The organism is Pantoea sp. SORGH_AS_0659 (assembly GCF_031453915.1).
In the GTDB taxonomy this organism is placed as follows: Bacteria; Pseudomonadota; Gammaproteobacteria; order Enterobacterales; family Enterobacteriaceae; genus Pantoea; species Pantoea leporis.
Genome location: NZ_JAVJAK010000003.1, coordinates 708,451 through 725,346 on the forward strand (window position 1 = coordinate 708,451; position 16,896 = coordinate 725,346).

The window sequence follows — 16,896 nt, forward strand, 5'->3', positions numbered from 1 at the left end:
GCACTTGGTAGATTGCTCGTCAGATCTCAGAAATTTCACATTTAGTCTTATCAATTATGATTTTGTTGTCGAAGCATCCAGGATTGCAGCACATTCACCTGCTTAAAAAGGATATTTTAATGAAAACTCTCTTTACCTCAGCCAGCGCCATCCTGATTGCGACCAGCCTGTCAGCGGGAGCAGCACAACCGGCAGCACCAAAAAATCCGCTCAGCGTACATGTTTTGAACTTGCAAACAGGCTCGCCGACAGCGGGTATTGAGGTTGAACTCGATCAGAAACAGAACAATAACTGGGTGAAATTAGCCAGCGGCAAAACCGACAGCAACGGCAGGATTAGCGCGCTATTCCCGGAAGATGAAACCGCCAGCGCAGGCAGCTATCGCGTGGTGTTTAAAACCGGTGACTATTACAAAATGAACAACCAGAAAACCTTCTTCCCGGAAATTCCGGTCGAGTTCAATATGGAAAGCAACGGCGAGCACTACCATATTCCGCTGCTGTTGAGCCCGTTTGGTTATTCGACTTATCGCGGGAATTAAATGTAAAACGGTCGCCATCAATGGCGACCCACGGAAACTACTGTGTTATCCCTCTTTCACTAAATGACTTGCGCCAATGAGTCGGCGTAGTGTTGAGCCGCTGTCTGAAGTGATGACGTAAGGTTTCTGGCGCTCCAAATCCCGCCTGTTCAGCAACCTGATCAATGCTCAGCTTGCCGCTCTCCAGCAGTGCGCAAGCTTTTTCCAGCCGCATGCTCAACATCCATTCTCCCGGCGTGGTGCCGGTAGCGTCATGGAAACGGCGTAAAAAGGTGCGGCGGCTCATGCCAGCTTGCCTGGCGAGTTGATCAATAACCAATGGCGTATTGAGGTGATTACGCAAATCATCAAGTAACGGCGAAAGATTTTTTGCCGCGCGCTGCGGCACCGGCTGCTGAACCAACTGCGCCTGATTGCCTTCGCGCAGCGGCGGCGTCACCATGCGACGCGCGGTGCGGTTTGCCACTTCAATACCATAATCGCGGCGAATCAGATGCAGACACAAATCCACACCCGCTGCGCCACCCGCTGACGTAATGATGCTGCCCTCATCAACATAAATCATACCGTGCTCAACCTGCACCTGCGGGAAGCGTTGCGCCAGAATCTCGGTGCTGTTCCAGTGCGCGGTCGCGCGCTTGCCATTCAGCAATCCGGCAGCGCCCAACACGAAACTGCCTGCACAGATCGAAACAATACGCGTGCCGTTGCGATGTGCTTTTTGTAACGCGGCGATAAGTTGATCCGATGCCGGTTCATGTAAGCTGCGCCAGCCGGGAATTACGATGGTGCCCGCCTCTTCCAGCAGCTCAAGTCCGCCGTCGACCACCAGCCGCACGCCACCTTGCGCGCCGAATACGCCCTCTTCCACCGACGCGACGCTCAAATCATACAAAGGCTGGCCGAACACTTCGTCGGCGCGCCCGAAAGCCTCAACAGCGATGCCGAACTCAAAGGTACACAGACATTCATACGCCAGCAAAACCAGTCGGCGGTTGAACGGTGCAGGTGAACGGCCATGAAGCGGAGCAATCATTTGCATTTAAGGTCACCGGAGAAATTGGCACGATCTTGACGATATATGGCATGCAGGCAGATTTCCACTCGCACGCCAATCTTTCATGCTGGCACGCTCTTAACGAATCGCAGGGATTGAGTATGAAGAACATGTTGGCGCTGATGGCGGTTTGTCTGGCCGCATTGATGTCGGGACTGGAGATATCCAGCGTACCGGTGATTTTACCGGTGCTGGAAAGGGAGATGCACGCCAGCTTCCGCGAACTGCAGTGGATCATGAACGCCTATACGCTGGCCTGCACCGCAGTGTTAATGGCCACCGGCACGCTGGCCGACACTTATGGACGCAAGCGCATCTTCATCATCAGCATCATCGCCTTCGGCGTGACATCGGTGATGTGCGGACTGGCGGGCAATGCGCTGTGGCTGATTGTCGGACGTTTGCTGCAAGGATTGAGCGGTGGCGCGATGTTAACCTGCCTGATTGCCATTCTGTCGTTCCAGTTTCCGCAGGGCAAAGCGCGCAGCCGTGCGTTCGCCGCGTGGGGCATTACCTTTGGCTTTGGGCTGGGATTCGGGCCGATCATCGGCGGCATACTGGTCGCCTGGTTTAGCTGGCAATGGGTGTTTCTGGTACATGGATTTATCGCGTTGCTGACGCTGATCCTCGCGCTGAAAAATGTGGTGGAATCGCGCGATGCTGAAGCCCAAAAGCTCGATCTCAGCGGCCTGATTACCTTATCGCTCAGCGTGGTCGGCGCCACCTATCTCATTACGCAGGGCAGCAGCCTCGGCTGGAACAGCGTCGCGGCACAACTGATTTTGCTGGTTACACTGCTGAGCGCGCTGCTGTTTATATGGATTGAGAAGCGCCATCCACATCCGATGTTTGATTTCTCCGTGTTCCGTATCCGCGCCTTTTCCGGGGCATTGATGGGTTCGATTGGCATGAACTTCAGCTTCTGGCCGCTGATGATTTATTTGCCGGTCTATTATCAAAGCGGCCTTGGCTACAGCAGCATGGCAACCGGTTTGGCGCTGCTGGCTTACACTTTACCAACCTTACTGATGCCGCCGCTGGGCGAGAAACTGGTGGTGCGCTTTGGCGCGGCGCGCATGATTCCGCTGGGATTATTCACCATCGGCGCGGGCTTTATGTTGATGAAGTTCGCCGTGGCGCAGCAGATGAGTTTACTGCCGGGCGCGCTGCTCGCTGGAATGGCGCTTGGACTGACCAACACGCCAGTGACCAACACCACAACCGGATCGGTGCCGGGGAATCGCGTTGGCATGGCGTCGGGGATTGATATCAGCGCGCGCCTGATTACGCTTGCCATCAATATCGCGCTGATGGGCAGTTTGCTGGTGGCGGGCATTGCGGCGAGTTTGCAACGCATTATGCCGGGACAAAGTGATGTGCATTCGCTAGCCGAGCGCATCGCCGGCGGCGGCGAGGTTTCATTGAACCACGATATTGCCGCGCAGGTGCTCACCGACGGTTTTTCCGACGTGCTTTTGTATGGCGCGGCGGGCGTTTGGGGATTGGCGCTGGCGAGTTTTCTGCTGTTTAACGTTCGTCGCAAGGCGCAGCAACAATGCACGCCTTAGCTACGGATGCACCCATTTGCTGCTGACTAGCGCGCCGTCGTCGGTGTAATTCAGCAACGCTCTTTGATTATCTTCCCGCGCCAGCAGGCACCAATCCAGTTGGGTAATTCGGATTAGCAACACGCCAAAATTATCCTCGGCGTTAGCGACATCATTGGATTGGTGGTCAATGTCACTTCCCGGCGCAGCGCCAGCATAGGTTTGCTGCGTCCGGCGCGATAATCGTTGCCACGCCGCTTCAGCTACTGCGCTGTGTGCGGCGTGCAGCTCAACCGTTCCCTGCAACCGCAGCTGCGTTTTTGCGCTGTATCCCAGAACCGTAACGTCTGAATTAACCGCCAGCGCCTGCCATTTCGGGCTGCGCATATCGGTGTGCAACTCCAGCGTGCGTTCGACGCGGTCAACCGCGCGCAGCACCAGCGTCCTTGCCTGCGGCTTGCCCTGTTGATCAACCGACGCGAGCGTTAAGAAGTGAAAACCGGCATCGGGATCGCTTGCGCCGGTTTCCAGTTGTTGCCAGCAATCGCTATCAATCTCGCGTAATGACATCTGTTGTTCCTGTTGGCTGGATAAAAGGTTACTGGTGACGTTCCACCAGCGCCAGAATCAGCGCCTGAAGTTCGGCTAATCCTTGCTGTTGGCTGATGTCACCGCACACCACCGCATGGGAAATCGCATCGGCGGCGCCTAACATTCCCCACATGCTGGCTTGCGGCAACGCTGCCTCCGCAAACCAGCTGCGGAATTTTTCAATGAAATCGAGCTGATATTTACGTTTCACTTCCGCCAGTTCCGGCGTGCTATCGAGCGCCGACAGCACATCGGGAATTTCACGTCCCTGCGTTAACACGCAATCGACGTAACTCGACGCCACCACATTAGCCCGCTCGGCAAGGCTGGCACCGGCAGCATGCATCGCCGCCTCGATAATCGCGTTCTGGCGCAGATCAAAATCTTCATACAGCGCCGCGAGCAGACCGTGGCGCGTACCAAAATGATCGTAGACCACCGGTTTACTGACGCCCGCTTCTTCCCCCACGCGTCCTAACGTCAGCGCATCGCTGCCCTGCTCGCGCACCAGATTCCACGCCACGCCAATTAGTTGCTGACGACGTGCCTGATGTGACATGCGCTGGCGAGTGGGTTGATTCATGCCATTTCCTTCACGTCAAAAAGTCGCTGTCCGAGTTGGTTTGCCAGCGTGTAATGCGCGTCGGGATAATGTTCATCGGTTGGCAGCAGCAATTCGCTGATCACCACCGGCGCGCCGCAATAGCCAAAAATCCCCTCATCGATCTGCGTGCGCATGCTGCTGAAATAGCCCCGACGCACATAGGTGCGCTGGCTCGCCGCGCCCAGCGCCAGCAAATGCACCTGCAAATGGCCGAGCTTTTTCACCACAGTTTGGCCATCATCATCGTACGCCCAACCTTGGGTGAAAACGCGATCGATCCAGCCTTTCAGCTGCGCCGGAAACGACCACCAATAGATGGGATAAACCAGAATCAATGCATCGGCGCGATCCAGGCGTTGCTGTTCCGCCAACACATCTGTCGGCGATGGCGCACCACTTTTGAACTGATCGAAATCGGCCTGATTGAAGCGCGGATCGAACTGCTCCGCCGCCAGATCGGCAATTTCATAGCTGTGGCCACCAGCAGCAATTCCTTGTGCCACCTGCGAGACGATGTGGTGCGTGTGTGAATGTTGGTCCGGATGAGCAGTAACGATCAGAGCATGCATAGCGACAACCTCCGTTATGAGTAAGCTACTAGTAGTAACTTACCATTGGTAGGTTGTCAATTTTACTGCGTTCGTAACAGGTAAAAAAGCCCGCCGTCAACTAAACCGGCGGGCTTGTGAGGGTAACCGTTTTATCAAAACACCCAGCGTACGCCCGCGTTGTAATTCCAGCCTTGCACGCCGTTGCCGTCGATCTCTTTGCGGTAATTGGCTTCGGCATACAGCGAGACATTGTTGGTGAAAGCCGCATTGCCGCCGATGCCGGCATCCCACATCTGGCCGAACTTGCCGCTGTTGAAGTTATCGCTAACCTCGCTGTTACTGGCACCAACATCCACTTTCGCCGTGCCGCCCCAACCGCGATAGTAGTTAGTGCGCAGATACGGCGTATATTGCCCGCTGCCGCTATCGTTCCAGGTCCGTGCCAGACGTGCGCCGACGCGGCCAATGGTTTGGTCATAATCGTCGTAAGAGACTTGGGTTTGATCGTCGTCGGTGAAGTCATCCAACTTCAAATGCAGATGCAGCAGTTGCGCTTGCGGCTCAAGACGAATGCCGTTCGCCAACTGAAACGGATAACCACTCTCCAGCGATGCGGTCCAGCCTTTGCCTTTCAACTTCGCCACCTCTTTTTGTCGGGCGATATCGGTGTCGCCACGATGCCAATCGAGTGAAAGCGCGCCATCCAGATAGAAGCCACTTGCGCGCTGCCAGGTGCCGTAAATCGCCAGGCTGTCGCTGTCGAAATCTGTTGAGCTGTAACCATCAGCTGCATTCGGTCGGATGCGCGCATTGCCGCGCGTGTAAGCCAGGCCGCCGCGTAGACTATCTTGCTCGCCGTCCAACCGCAGTAGGTTGCCGCCAAACTGCACCGCGCTGTAATCGAGGTCAAAGTCGTAACCGTAATGCGCCGTATCAAGGTTAGTTTTGTACTTCTGGTTGGAGCCGGAATAACGGATGAACATTTCCGCTGATCCGTCTGGATTCTGCCGCAATTCGCCCAGGCGTTGATGTAAATCACCAATGGTTGCCAGGGTGTAATACGCCAATCCGACCGGCGCCGAAATGTACGAAGGAAGCTGTGGAATGACCGCCGGGCGCAGCGCGCCGCTGCCTGCTGTCTGCGGCTGACAAAGGGAACTATCTTTACAAACGTAGTTATTGGCCAGACGATAATCCCAGGTTGTATTGCCATTCTCGGGGGCAAAGCTATAAAGCCCGTATTGCCACGGCCCTGCCGCGACATAACCCCGTTGCAGCGCGAAGCTATTGGCGCTGGCGCTACCAGCAACCTGCACCAGAGAAACGCCTTCATTGGCGGAGATCACGCCATCTCGATTGCTATCCGCCAGCGTGGCAGCACTCAGCGCATCATTGATAAAGGTAGTGCCGGTCACGTTGCCGTTAACGCGTAAAGTGTCGCTTTGCGCGCCCTGCGTCCGCAACGCCAGCTTGCCGCCCGCCGACGCCAAATCACCGTTGATGGTCAACGTGTTGCCCGCCGCGCCGCTGCCGTTGGTGAGATTCAACGTACCGGCGTTATTCACCACCAACGAATCGTCAGTCTCGCCCGACAAAACCGGATTGACCTGATCGCCGACAAACAGCGTTGAGCCGCTATCCACGTTGATGGTGCTGTGTGCCAGTTTGAGATTATCGGTAAGGGTAAATTGCGTGTTGTAGAAGTTGATGGTGCTCCAGCCTGCGCCGAGGTTAACGCCGCGCGCCAGATCATCGTTGCTGAACGAGCCCCCGCGCGCGTTAATCTCACTAAAGTTCAGCGTGCTGCCGCTGCCGCCTGCGATAGTGATGTGACGCGTGTTTGCCAGACTGACGTTGGCGATCGAAGCCACATTGTTAACACCGGTTCCCATCGTCACGCTGCCGTCAATGGTTCCGCCGGTGAGTTCGACCACGTCGGTGCCGTTGCCGGTGTTCACATCGCCCACCACGTTGCCATCGACCAGCGCGATCTGGTCATTGGTGGCGCCACCAGCAACCACTACCGTTTCCGGGTAAGGCGCGGTGACGTTGCCTTCATTGATAAATACGGAGTTGCCGCCACGCAGATCGATAATTGGCGAAACCAGGCTGAGCGAAACGATGGTGCCGCGGTTGATCACCTCGCTGGCGGTGCTGGTGACAATCGCCGAGCCGCCATCGGAACTGTTAACGATGATGTTACCGTTGGCGATCACCCGCCCGGTGGTGTTGGCGCGCACGCCGGTTGCCGGACCATAGACAAAGAAGCTGTAACCTTGTGGGATGATCAAATCGTTGCTGGTGGTAGAACCATCTTCTTTGCTAAACACATAACCTGTCGCGCCTGCACCGCTGACCGTACCGAGCATGTAACCATTAGGATCGAATGAAGTCGCGGAGCGAATTAACGTGCCGCCATCGGTGTTCATCCCGACATCTTGCAGCGAAATATTGCTGGTTTCCGCGCGGTTGTTGAGCACGCTGCCGCCGCCAGAATTGTAGAGTCCGATGTTGCTGGCGCTTAACGATGCTGCGCCTTTATCCAGTAAGATGGTGTCTGCGCCAGCATTGGCGTTGATGGTGCTGTAGTAAAAATTCGGCCCGGCGGTATCACCATTAATCGTTAGGCCGCCGTTATTGCCAACGCGCACCGCAGCAATGCCGCCCGCACTCAATCCGCTGTGATCGGTCCAATAAACGGTATTGCCTTCGGCGGTATCCAGCGCGATACCCGAGGCTATGTTGGAGCTGGCTCCATCAAAGATATTTCCGCCGCCGCGAATACGCACGCCGATGCTGTTTGGCCCGCTGAGATTTATGGTGCCGCGCGGCGTTGACTGATAGATCACACCGTCGCGGATATCAAAGGCAGTGGCGTTGGTTCCGTTGCCGGTGATCGGCGCCACGTTGGCGAAGAATCCACCTTGCCCGGTGCCCGCAATGGTATTGTTGCCGTTCAGCTCAATCGGGTTGGTGATGGTCACGTCTGCACCCTCCGAGCTCTGAACCGCAATCGCCCCTTCGCCGTTAACGTGATAGCTGTCGGTGCCGTACAAGGTGGTGCCGTAAAGTCGTGAACCGGCACCTGAAGCGACAATGCCGCGTGTGTTGGCACCGCTCATCGTCACGTCGGCAGCCACCACCGGATTAAAGATCACGCCATCACTCAGGCGATACAGCGCCGAACCTGGCGTGGAGACATCATAACTGCCGCCGTGGCTATCGATGTGCGCATAGTTGGTGGCTTGATAACCGGTTTGATTCGGCGCGTAAAAATGCAGTGAACTGGCATCGCTGATAGTTAATCTGGCGTCATCGCGCACATCAACACCAACCGTATTTTCGCCGTACAAATTGATTCTGCCGTTCTGGGCAAAATTGGCCTGGCTGCCCGAAACGGCAACGCCCGTCGAGCCCTTGCCCTTCACATTGATGGTGCCGTTATTCGCACCGCTGGCATCCTCGAGACGGATGCCGGTGCTGTTAATCGCGGTATTGATCACGCCATTATTGGTGAAGCGGCTGCCACCGTTGGCATACACGCCGGTGCCATCCGCACCAACGGTCGAGGCATCGACGCCGTTGCCATCGGCATTATTGAAAAAGCCGCTGTTTATGACACCGTTGTTGGTGCCGGTGCTACCGTTCAACAGTTCCAGTGCGTTGCTGCCAACGCTGGCCAGTTTGCCGTCAATCACCGCCGTCGCGCCGTTGCTGGCGCGCATCGCCGCGCTGCTGGCATTTACCATTTCCAGTATGCCGCTGCTACCAATGGTTGCCCTGGCATTGGGGCCATCAGCGCTTAACACAATGCGTTCGCCAATCGGCTGCGTCACTTCGTCGTAGTATTCATCGGCATCGATCACATAGGCGATGACATCGCTGCGCAAGGAGAGCGCTTTATTAAACTCGCTGCTGTAGCTATCGGCGGCCAGATTGCCGTTTTGCAATTGCTCAATCAGCCAATTGTTGTAACTCTGCAAGCTGCTGACGTTGGAAACGTTGAATGAAGTGGTGGCATTGTCCAGCGTGGTGACGCTAAACGCGCCGCGCCAGGAGACCACATTGTCGAACCATTGCCCCAGTTGATAGGTGTAAGGCGTGTAGGAGCCAAAAAAGGAGATGCGGTTGGCGGAGTTCCAGTTCATGGTGCCGCTGCCGCTGGCAGTAAACAATTCGCTCTGTTTCGCCGCCATCGACCAGCCGTTGGTGCTGGCGGTGGTCGCAGCGCCCTTCTGCCCGATATCAACATTGATGGTGCCATTGCTGACCTGCGCAACGCGCGCGTTGATATATTGCCCATTATTAACGTTATAAAAATTCGACAAGGTATTGGTTTCAATGGCGCTAATCGCAGCGGAATTATACACCTGCACGCTATTATTGCCGCTGCCATTGGCGTCCGGCACGTTAATCACATAATTCTGCGCGCCCAGATCGACGCGACCTGAATCTTGCCAGGAATACGAAATAATTCTGCCGCTGCTGAGCAATTCTCCGATGGATATGGTGCCACCGCCGTCCTGACCGGGCGCAAACTGCTGATTGCCACTTAAAGTTTGAGTCGAGCCATTGCAAATACAAAACACGCCGGCGCGGTTGTCATTTAATTCCGGCGTAAAAGGCTGAAGCGTCGCCGCCCAAACTGGCGAAGCCGGATTAAACACACCGTAAGCGGCAATAAGGCTAATAAACAGCGGATGCAATCGAAACATCATCGTTCACTCCAGAGAAGCGTGCAACGCTGCCGCGATGCGTAAAGACATCGCCAGCAATGGGTTTGGCTATTATTAATTTGTGTAATTGAACGTAAAGAAATTCTGCGACGCGGCAATAACATCACTTTAAGCGAGACAGTTCCAGCGCGACTTAAGCCAAATAGCGATGATGAGATAACTTTAAGAAAAGGCCGGGGATTGAATGCAATTATTCGTGGGACTGAAATAGCGGAAAGGATGTTGATCGTGTTAACAACAATATAAAAAAAAGAAGCCACCATTAAGTGGCTTCTTACGATTTATTAGAATGGCCCCCAGTTGATCGCCACACCAATTAATAAGGTGACAACACAAATGGCAAACCAAATCGCCACTACCGGCGCAACGAATTTAATCCATTTGCTGAAAGAGATATTAGCGGTGGCCAAGGCTGCCATTAACACGCCAGAAGTTGGGCTGATGGAGTTGACGATACCTTCACCCAGCAACACCGTTTGCACCGTCACCTGACGGGTTAAACCGAGGTTATCGCCGAGCGGCGAGAAGATCGGGATCAGCAAAGCGGATTCACCGGAACCGGATGAAATACTGAAATGCATTAACGCCGCGCTAATGAACATGCCCACCGCCGCAATGGCGGGATGAACCGGTGCCAGTAAATCAGACAGGAAGCCAACAATAGGATCAAGAATATTGCCCTGTTGCAACACCACGGAAATCGCGCCAGCCATACCCACAATGAAGCCGCCTTTTACCAATTGCGAGCAACCCGTAAGGAAGGTGTTGGCAATGGCAGAACCCGACATGCGACCCATCATGCCGACCATAATCGACAGAATAATAAACATCGCCGACATTTCATTGGTGGCCCAATGCAATTGCACCGTGCCAATCATAAATACAATCAGCGTTGCGGCGCAGGTGAGCAGAATCAGTTTATGCCGACCAGTAATCGCCAGTGATTCGTCATTCTGCGCAGTTTGTTCTATTCGCACTTCACCATTATTTCGCGCGCGTTTCACCGAGATAATCAAATAGGTCATCACCGTTAACACGAACAATAAACAGGTGATGCCGCGCAACAACATGCCGGAAAACAGCGGTAACTGCGCCAGATGTTGGGTTAATCCGGTGGTAGCTGGACCTAATACCGCAACGTTAAAACCCGCCGCACAGGTTAAATACACCAGCGCCATACCAATCATTGGCGATAAACCCAACGATCGCGCCACTAATAAACCAATCGGCACAAACGCCACTACCGAGTTTTGCACCACGCCGGTGGTGCCGAGAATGGCGAATATCACACCAAAAATGATGATAATGCGCGTATCGCTTATTTTGGTACTGCGCGACAGTGAATTAAGCGCCGTGGCAATAGCACCGGTCGATTCGATAACGGCTAATAACCCGCCGGTAAACAGAATCAGGAAAATGATCGGCGCGGCTTTGATCACCCCTTGCACAATCGCCATGAAGATTTCGCCGGGATAAACGCCCGAACGCGCGACTTCATGCAAACTTCCCTTGATGGCAAAAGTGATGCCATTGCGGGTTTCATGGTCAAACTTGCCCGCCGGAATAATCCAGGTTGCCACCGCCGCCAGCACCAAAATAATAAACAGCAGCAGATAAGGACTTTGCTCGGTTTTCGCTGCTGGCGGTTGCCGCAGCGTATTTTTCTCAACATTAACCTGAGACATGCGCATCACCTCCGAGGATCAATCCCGCCACCAACGCCGCGCGCGGAGCAATATCGGCAATAATGATATGTTCATGACGTGCATGAATACCTGCGCCGGTTGCGCCCAAACCATCCAAGGTTGGAATGCCCAACGCAGCAGTGAAATTGCCGTCGCTGCCGCCGCCAACCGCTTTGCCTTCCACCTCGAAACCAAGCTGTAAGGCAACCTGCTGCGCGCGATCCATCAGCAGCAACGACTCCGGCGTTTGACGCATCGGCGGGCGCGATTGTGCGCCGCTGATATGCAACGTGATGCCGGATAAATGGGGTGTGATCTGGCTAATCTCGGCGTGAATGCGATCTGCTTCTGCTTCGCTGGTGACGCGCGTATCAATGCCTAATACTGCTTTATCCGCCACCACATTGATGCGGTTGCCACCCCGCGCGATTCCCACATTGACGGTGGTGCCGCGCTCTGGCGCGTTTAAGCTGTGCAAGAACATGATCTGATGCGCCATTTCTTGTACCGCGCTGATGCCCTCTTCGGGATTGTTCCCGGCGTGCGCCGCTAATCCGTTGAGGGTGATTTCATATTGTCCGGTACCTTTGCGCGCTGTTTTCAGTGCGCCCGATCCCGCCACCGCAGGCTCAACCACCAGCACTTGCGCCGATCCCAAAGCGTGCTGCGATAACCAGGCGCTGGAGCTTGGACTACCCACTTCTTCATCGCTGCCGCAGAGAAACACGATGCGTTTGCCCGCCAGTAAATCGTGCTGTTGCAACGCGCGTACTCCCCAGATGGCTTGCACCAGACCGGCCTTCATATCCAGCACACCAGGGCCGTAAAGCTTGCCGTCTTCTTCACGCATCACCAACTCGCCTTCATCCCAGACGGTATCGAAATGCCCGAGTAACACGGTTTGCTCGTCACCGCTTCCCAGCGTGAATTTCAGGTGATTGCCGTAATGCGGTTGCTCATCAATCTCTGCTACCACGCCCAAACGTTTGGCAAACAGCGCTTGTAAGACTTCGCCACAACGATCCACGGCGGCTTTGTTCATTGATGGAGATTCCGCTGCGACCAATTCCTTGATATCCAGAAGAATTTCATCGGCATGTTGTTGCAGGTAATTTTTTATAGTTTTCATTTGTACTGCCCTCGCATAGTGAATCTTCGAGTATGGAGATAAAAATGCGCTTAAAAAATGGAGATAAAAGGCTATTATTGTTGACCTCAGATCAACAGATAGGAAAAACCTATGGCGATGCTGCTCTATCCAGAAAAATCCATAAGGTATCTGTATGAAGTGGGCAATTACGGCGGTATTCGTCGCGCGGCGGAAGCCCTGGATGTTGATCCCGCCGCCATCAGCCGTCAGTTATCGCAACTGGCGCGGGAGATGCAATTGCCGCTGTTAGAGCGACGTGGCCGTAATGTGGTTCTGACCGAAGCTGGAAAGTTATTGGCTGAAGATTACGCGCACACCCATCAACGGCGCAGCCAGTTGGATCGTCAGTTAAAAGATCTGCGCCATAAGCGCGGCGGCTCAATCAAATTACGCGTCGGGCAGGGCATGGTGGATGAAGTTGTAAGGCATGTGTTACAGCCGTTTTCGCAAACTTATCCGGACGTGTTTATCGATATCCTGTCGGGCGATATGCAAACCACCGTTTCGCTGATTGCCAAAGGCGACGTTGATATGGCGGTGGGTTTTGGCCCGATTGGTCCGCCTGGCCTGAAGTGTTTGAGTTTTCACCGCGGACCCATCTGCGCAGTGGTGCACAGCCAACACCCCATCGCGGAATTCCCGCAAATTGAGGTGGCCGAACTGGTCAATTATTCATTAATTGGCATGGACAAAAATTTTGGCATTCAAAGTTATATGAATGCCATGTTCAGTCAGGAAGGATTTATATTCAGCCCGGCTTATAGCTGTAATCTGTTTTCCAGCGCCATCGCCTTAAGCCAGGCCGGCATGGGCATCGCGTTTATGACCGCCAAAGTGGTTAAAGACGACCTCATCGCTAAGAACTTAGTCGCCGTGCCGATTCACCATCGCATCGCCCGTGAAAGCCAATGCCACTTATTACGCAGCGCCGATCACCGCTTCACGCCCGCCGCGCAGCATTTATGGCAATTGCTGGTGACGTTTTTTGAAGGTACGGCGGGAGCGGTTTAATCGCTGCTTATTTGATTACAAATCTAATCAATTTTGAACTCTTAAGGATAACGCTTACCGCTCATAAACACCTCAGAGCCATCTTAAATGACTCTGAGGTGTCTGTTAAACCCGTGGCGATTTACTACTTTATGAAGGTCCTCTTTACCCGAACAGACACGGTGAAGTACGGGATCCATATCAATGCTGATATTAAACTGCGGAAGATAGGAACCAATTCATCATACCCAATTTTGACGCCAGGAATTAGCACATAGAGCGTGTAGGTATTAATCGACAATGTTATAATTATAGCGATCAAAAATGAAATATATAAATTAGGGAGCAACTTCTTTCTTTTTAAGAATTGTGATAGTGTGAACGCCGCAAATAAAAACATCACTACATAAATTGTAAGAGAAGAAATAAAAAACACCTTAGCATTTATATCTATAGATCGATAATTCTCTATAATTGCCTTAAAAGCCTCATTTATATTCAACAGGTACGAGATAGCTGAAATTATCAATCCTACAAAAGGTATGTAAAGGAGGCCGCCAATTTTTCTAAATTGTATTTCTTCACATCCTGTGCAAAACTCCCTGTCCTGCGGTATTTCTTCTCCACACTTAATGCAACCCCATTTCATGATTAAACCTTTAAATATTATTAAATGACAGTGAAATTTGATGAATATTTTTAATCGACTTGATCTTTATAGCTAATTCATTAGACTTTGTTGCCTCCTTGCATTTTGCAACAAGTATCTTTTTTAGCGTATTTATAAAAACACCAAGCACAATCGGTTGTCATTTTTAAGTTATGACATATACACATAATACCATAATTAATATCAGGATTTTCTTAAAACACTTATAAAATACCATCTTCCTGATTATTTATTTTTAGAAACCAGAAAAAACCCCCCTAACACAAATATCCGGTAATTATAATCGTTGACTCGGCATCAGTTGTACAAAGGGTCATGGTTGACACGTTTAGTGATTAGAAAAATGGTTATTAAGAATCACGATTTTAGCTGTACTGATTAGCAGCTTTCTGGGAGAGATATGAACACTTCAGCAAGATTGTTACATTATAACATACTTTATGCCCAGCAACGATTGAACTGTTACCCAAATCCACCCTCTCACTAAAGGTTGTCAATTTTCAGGCAAGTGATTGAGTTGTCTATTATAAGAACGGGGAACACATGTTTATAAAGGGTTGGGTTAAACAGTTTTATCTACCGGCGTTTATTTCGCTCTATATTGGCGTACTGCTTAACATTCCGATTTTTATCCGCCGCTATACGCAACTGCAGTTTGATAATACCCTTTCATTAGTGACTGAGGTCATCGCTGCGTTTTGTTTGGTGATGCTGTTAACGTTGTTAACCTCATTAACCGGAAAATATCTGTCGCGTGTATTGATGACCATGCTGGTGATTTTCTCCAGCGCGGCCAGTTATTACATGATTTTCTTTAATATTGATATTGGTTATGGAATCATCGCCGCCGTTTTAGCCACCGATTCACTGGATCTTTCTAAGGAATCGGTGGGTTGGCACTTTGTGCTGTGGATGGTAATTATCAACGTCATTCCACTGTGGCTAATCTGGCGCGGAATGCGCAGTAAACCCGTTTCAAATATCAGCAAAAGGCGTTATTGGTCTTATAAAACTATCGCCATTGTGATTGCCGCATTGGGTTGCTGGTTACCATTGAATTTGATGGGCAAGGTGCAGGATGAACAGGACAAGAAAAATAACCGCATGATGGCCAGCTACGGTGGCATTGTTGCCGGCACTTATTCACCGTCTAACTGGTTATCAGGCGTTGGCTTGCTGGCATACAGTTCATTCAGTCAGGCTGAAGACAACCGTAATCTATACGATCCCGCTGAACACTTTAAATACGTCCCACCGAAAAATGCGGATAACTTGTATATCGTATTTGTGATTGGTGAAAGTGCCCGCCGCGATCATATGGGTTTATACGGTTACGATCGCGACAACACACCTTATCTCGATCACGAAAAAAACCTCGTTCACTTGCAGGGTTATTCCTGTGATACCTCAACCAAGCTCTCGCTGCGCTGTATGTTTGTCAGAGAAGGCGGCGCCTCAGAAGCTCCGCAGCGCACCCTGAAAGAGATGAATGTCTTTACTGTGATGAAGAAGCAAGGTTTCTCGGAAGATCTCTATTCCATGCAGAGCGAAGCCTGGTTCTATAACAAAGTCATGGCCGACAGTTATTCAATGCGCGAATCTATTCAGGCGGAGAAGCGTAATGTCGGTAAGCCGGTGGATGATATGGCGTTAATTAATGAACTGCAGGACTCCATTCAGCGCCATCCGCAGGGTAAACATATTGTAATTCTTCACACCAAAGGTTCACATTATATGTATACCGAACGCTATCCACGGGCATTCGCGCGTTACACACCGGAGTGTCAGGGCATTGATGATGCCTGCAGCACGCAGGAGATGATCAACTCTTACGATAATAGTCTTTTGTATACCGATTATTTTCTTAAGCAGACGTTCGATAGCCTGAAAGATAAAAATGCCATCGTGTTTTATGCCTCCGATCACGGAGAATCGATTTCCGACAATCTGCATTTCCACGGCACGCCACGCGATCATGCGCCGATGGCGCAGCGCACGGTGCCAATTATGGTTTGGGCATCCGATAAGTTTTTAAGTGACAGTAATAACAAAGCGTCATTTGCCAAACTGCAGCAATTGCAGAACGACAAAACGCCGGTATTCCATGAGAAGTTATTCGACTCGATATTAGGCTGCGCTGGCTTTACCTCACCAGATGGCGGAATTAATTCAATGCGAAACTGGTGCGATCATTCTACTCTTCAGAAGTAAAGTGACGTTTCTTAGGGAGGAACTATGACGCCAGAAATCAAAACGCAACGATTAATCCTGAAGCCCCTGGAAAGCGGTGATGGGCAGGCGATGCAAATCGCCTTTCCGCGCTGGGAGATAGTGCGTTATCTCAATGCTGCCGTGCCCTGGCCTTATCCTGAAGGTGCCGCACAGAATTACGTTGATAACGTGGTGTTGCCCGCCGTTAAGGAAGGTCGAGGTTGGTGCTGGAGTATCAGACGTCAGGAGAAGCCTGAGGAATTGATCGGTCTGATCGAACTGCGCGATGCAGAAAATGATAACCGCGGATTTTGGCTGGTACCTGAGTGGCAGCAACGTGGCTATATGAGTGAAGCCTGCAACGCCGTGAATGATTTCTGGTTTAAAACGCTGGGCCGCGACGTATTACGTGTGCCAAAAGCGGCGGTGAATACAGGCTCAGTGAAGATCTCACGTAAATCCGGCATGCGTCTGATAGAAACCGGCAAAAAAGAGTATGTCGCGGGTGTTCTCGATTATGAATTGTGGGAATTGACCCGCGAAGAGTGGCTATCACATTAAC

The 16,896-nt window shown here is 52.1% G+C and carries 13 protein-coding genes; 5 read left to right on the forward strand and 8 right to left on the reverse strand.

The annotated features are described in order from the left end of the window. Nucleotides 1-119: 119 nt before the first annotated feature. Nucleotides 120-542, forward strand: coding sequence for a hydroxyisourate hydrolase (gene uraH, locus Q3H59_RS24425; RefSeq protein WP_309837801.1), 423 nt, complete (start codon nt 120-122; stop codon nt 540-542). Between the two features lie 37 nt (nt 543-579). On the opposite strand, the gene ftrA is transcribed toward uraH, so the two are convergent. Continuing rightward, entirely contained in the window at nt 580-1,584 is a 1,005-nt protein-coding gene (ftrA, locus tag Q3H59_RS24430) for a transcriptional regulator FtrA (protein WP_309837802.1), read from the reverse strand. Nucleotides 1,585-1,700: 116 nt separating this feature from the next. Here ftrA and Q3H59_RS24435 point away from each other — a divergent pair, with 116 nt between their 5' ends. Beyond that, nucleotides 1,701-3,167, forward strand: a complete 1,467-nt coding sequence (locus Q3H59_RS24435; protein WP_309837804.1) for an MFS transporter — start codon at nt 1,701-1,703, stop codon at nt 3,165-3,167. Here the strand turns inward: Q3H59_RS24435 and Q3H59_RS24440 are convergent, their stop codons facing one another. From Q3H59_RS24440 to Q3H59_RS24465, 6 genes are all read right to left on the reverse strand, one after another. Continuing rightward, a complete protein-coding gene (locus tag Q3H59_RS24440) occupies nt 3,168-3,716 on the reverse strand; it encodes a pyridoxamine 5'-phosphate oxidase family protein (RefSeq protein ID WP_309837806.1) in 549 nt (182 codons plus the stop codon). A 28-nt stretch (nt 3,717-3,744) separates the two neighbouring features. After that, nucleotides 3,745-4,320 (reverse strand): TetR/AcrR family transcriptional regulator, encoded by a 576-nt coding sequence (locus Q3H59_RS24445; RefSeq protein ID WP_309837808.1) that lies wholly within the window; start codon nt 4,318-4,320, stop codon nt 3,745-3,747. After that, the gene (locus Q3H59_RS24450) at nt 4,317-4,910 is read right to left on the reverse strand and encodes an NAD(P)H-dependent oxidoreductase (RefSeq protein ID WP_309837810.1); all 594 of its coding nucleotides are present in this window, start codon (nt 4,908-4,910) and stop codon (nt 4,317-4,319) included. The genes Q3H59_RS24445 and Q3H59_RS24450 overlap by 4 nt, the downstream gene beginning before the upstream one ends. Before the next feature lie 134 nt (nt 4,911-5,044). After that, complete coding sequence (locus tag Q3H59_RS24455) at nt 5,045-9,610, reverse strand: autotransporter outer membrane beta-barrel domain-containing protein (RefSeq protein WP_309837812.1); 4,566 nt, start codon at nt 9,608-9,610, stop codon at nt 5,045-5,047. A 302-nt stretch (nt 9,611-9,912) separates the two neighbouring features. Next, nucleotides 9,913-11,313 carry a Na+/H+ antiporter NhaC family protein gene (locus Q3H59_RS24460; RefSeq protein ID WP_309837814.1) on the reverse strand — a complete coding sequence of 467 codons (1,401 nt, stop codon included), beginning with the start codon at nt 11,311-11,313 and terminating at the stop codon, nt 9,913-9,915. Beyond that, on the reverse strand, nt 11,300-12,442 hold the full coding sequence (locus Q3H59_RS24465) for a M20 family metallopeptidase (protein ID WP_309837816.1): 1,143 nt from the start codon (nt 12,440-12,442) through the stop codon (nt 11,300-11,302). Before Q3H59_RS24465 ends, Q3H59_RS24460 begins: the two co-directional genes overlap by 14 nt. A 111-nt stretch (nt 12,443-12,553) precedes the next feature. Between Q3H59_RS24465 and Q3H59_RS24470 the strand changes: the two genes are divergently transcribed. After that, a complete protein-coding gene (locus Q3H59_RS24470) occupies nt 12,554-13,474 on the forward strand; it encodes a LysR family transcriptional regulator (protein WP_277975252.1) in 921 nt (306 codons plus the stop codon). A 124-nt stretch (nt 13,475-13,598) separates the two neighbouring features. Here Q3H59_RS24470 and Q3H59_RS24475 read toward each other — a convergent pair whose 3' ends face one another. After that, nucleotides 13,599-14,102: a DUF2569 family protein gene (locus tag Q3H59_RS24475; RefSeq protein ID WP_271460277.1), complete on the reverse strand. Its 504-nt coding sequence runs from the start codon at nt 14,100-14,102 to the stop codon at nt 13,599-13,601. A 564-nt stretch (nt 14,103-14,666) separates the two neighbouring features. On the opposite strand from Q3H59_RS24475, the gene eptB reads away from it, so the two are divergent. Then, nucleotides 14,667-16,334 carry a kdo(2)-lipid A phosphoethanolamine 7''-transferase gene (gene eptB / locus Q3H59_RS24480; protein ID WP_309837819.1) on the forward strand — a complete coding sequence of 556 codons (1,668 nt, stop codon included), beginning with the start codon at nt 14,667-14,669 and terminating at the stop codon, nt 16,332-16,334. 24 nt (nt 16,335-16,358) lie between these two features. Next, on the forward strand, nt 16,359-16,895 hold the full coding sequence (locus Q3H59_RS24485) for a GNAT family N-acetyltransferase (RefSeq protein WP_309837821.1): 537 nt from the start codon (nt 16,359-16,361) through the stop codon (nt 16,893-16,895). Nucleotide 16,896 lies beyond the last annotated feature (1 nt).

Excerpts from the sequence above, each read along its gene's own strand:
- Q3H59_RS24435 (WP_309837804.1), top strand. The coding sequence starts at position 1,701 with ATGAAGAACATGTTGGCGCTGATGGCGGTTTGTCTGGCCGCATTGATG.
- Q3H59_RS24485 (WP_309837821.1), top strand. The coding sequence starts at position 16,359 with ATGACGCCAGAAATCAAAACGCAACGATTAATCCTGAAGCCCCTGGAA.
- Q3H59_RS24470 (WP_277975252.1), top strand. The coding sequence starts at position 12,554 with ATGGCGATGCTGCTCTATCCAGAAAAATCCATAAGGTATCTGTATGAA.
- Q3H59_RS24450 (WP_309837810.1), bottom strand. The coding sequence starts at position 4,910 with ATGCATGCTCTGATCGTTACTGCTCATCCGGACCAACATTCACACACG.
- Q3H59_RS24465 (WP_309837816.1), bottom strand. The coding sequence starts at position 12,442 with ATGAAAACTATAAAAAATTACCTGCAACAACATGCCGATGAAATTCTT.
- Q3H59_RS24460 (WP_309837814.1), bottom strand. The coding sequence starts at position 11,313 with ATGTCTCAGGTTAATGTTGAGAAAAATACGCTGCGGCAACCGCCAGCA.
- Q3H59_RS24455 (WP_309837812.1), bottom strand. The coding sequence starts at position 9,610 with ATGATGTTTCGATTGCATCCGCTGTTTATTAGCCTTATTGCCGCTTAC.
- Q3H59_RS24445 (WP_309837808.1), bottom strand. The coding sequence starts at position 4,320 with ATGAATCAACCCACTCGCCAGCGCATGTCACATCAGGCACGTCGTCAG.
- ftrA (WP_309837802.1), bottom strand. The coding sequence starts at position 1,584 with ATGCAAATGATTGCTCCGCTTCATGGCCGTTCACCTGCACCGTTCAAC.
- uraH (WP_309837801.1), top strand. The coding sequence starts at position 120 with ATGAAAACTCTCTTTACCTCAGCCAGCGCCATCCTGATTGCGACCAGC.
- Q3H59_RS24440 (WP_309837806.1), bottom strand. The coding sequence starts at position 3,716 with ATGTCATTACGCGAGATTGATAGCGATTGCTGGCAACAACTGGAAACC.
- eptB (WP_309837819.1), top strand. The coding sequence starts at position 14,667 with ATGTTTATAAAGGGTTGGGTTAAACAGTTTTATCTACCGGCGTTTATT.
- Q3H59_RS24475 (WP_271460277.1), bottom strand. The coding sequence starts at position 14,102 with ATGAAATGGGGTTGCATTAAGTGTGGAGAAGAAATACCGCAGGACAGG.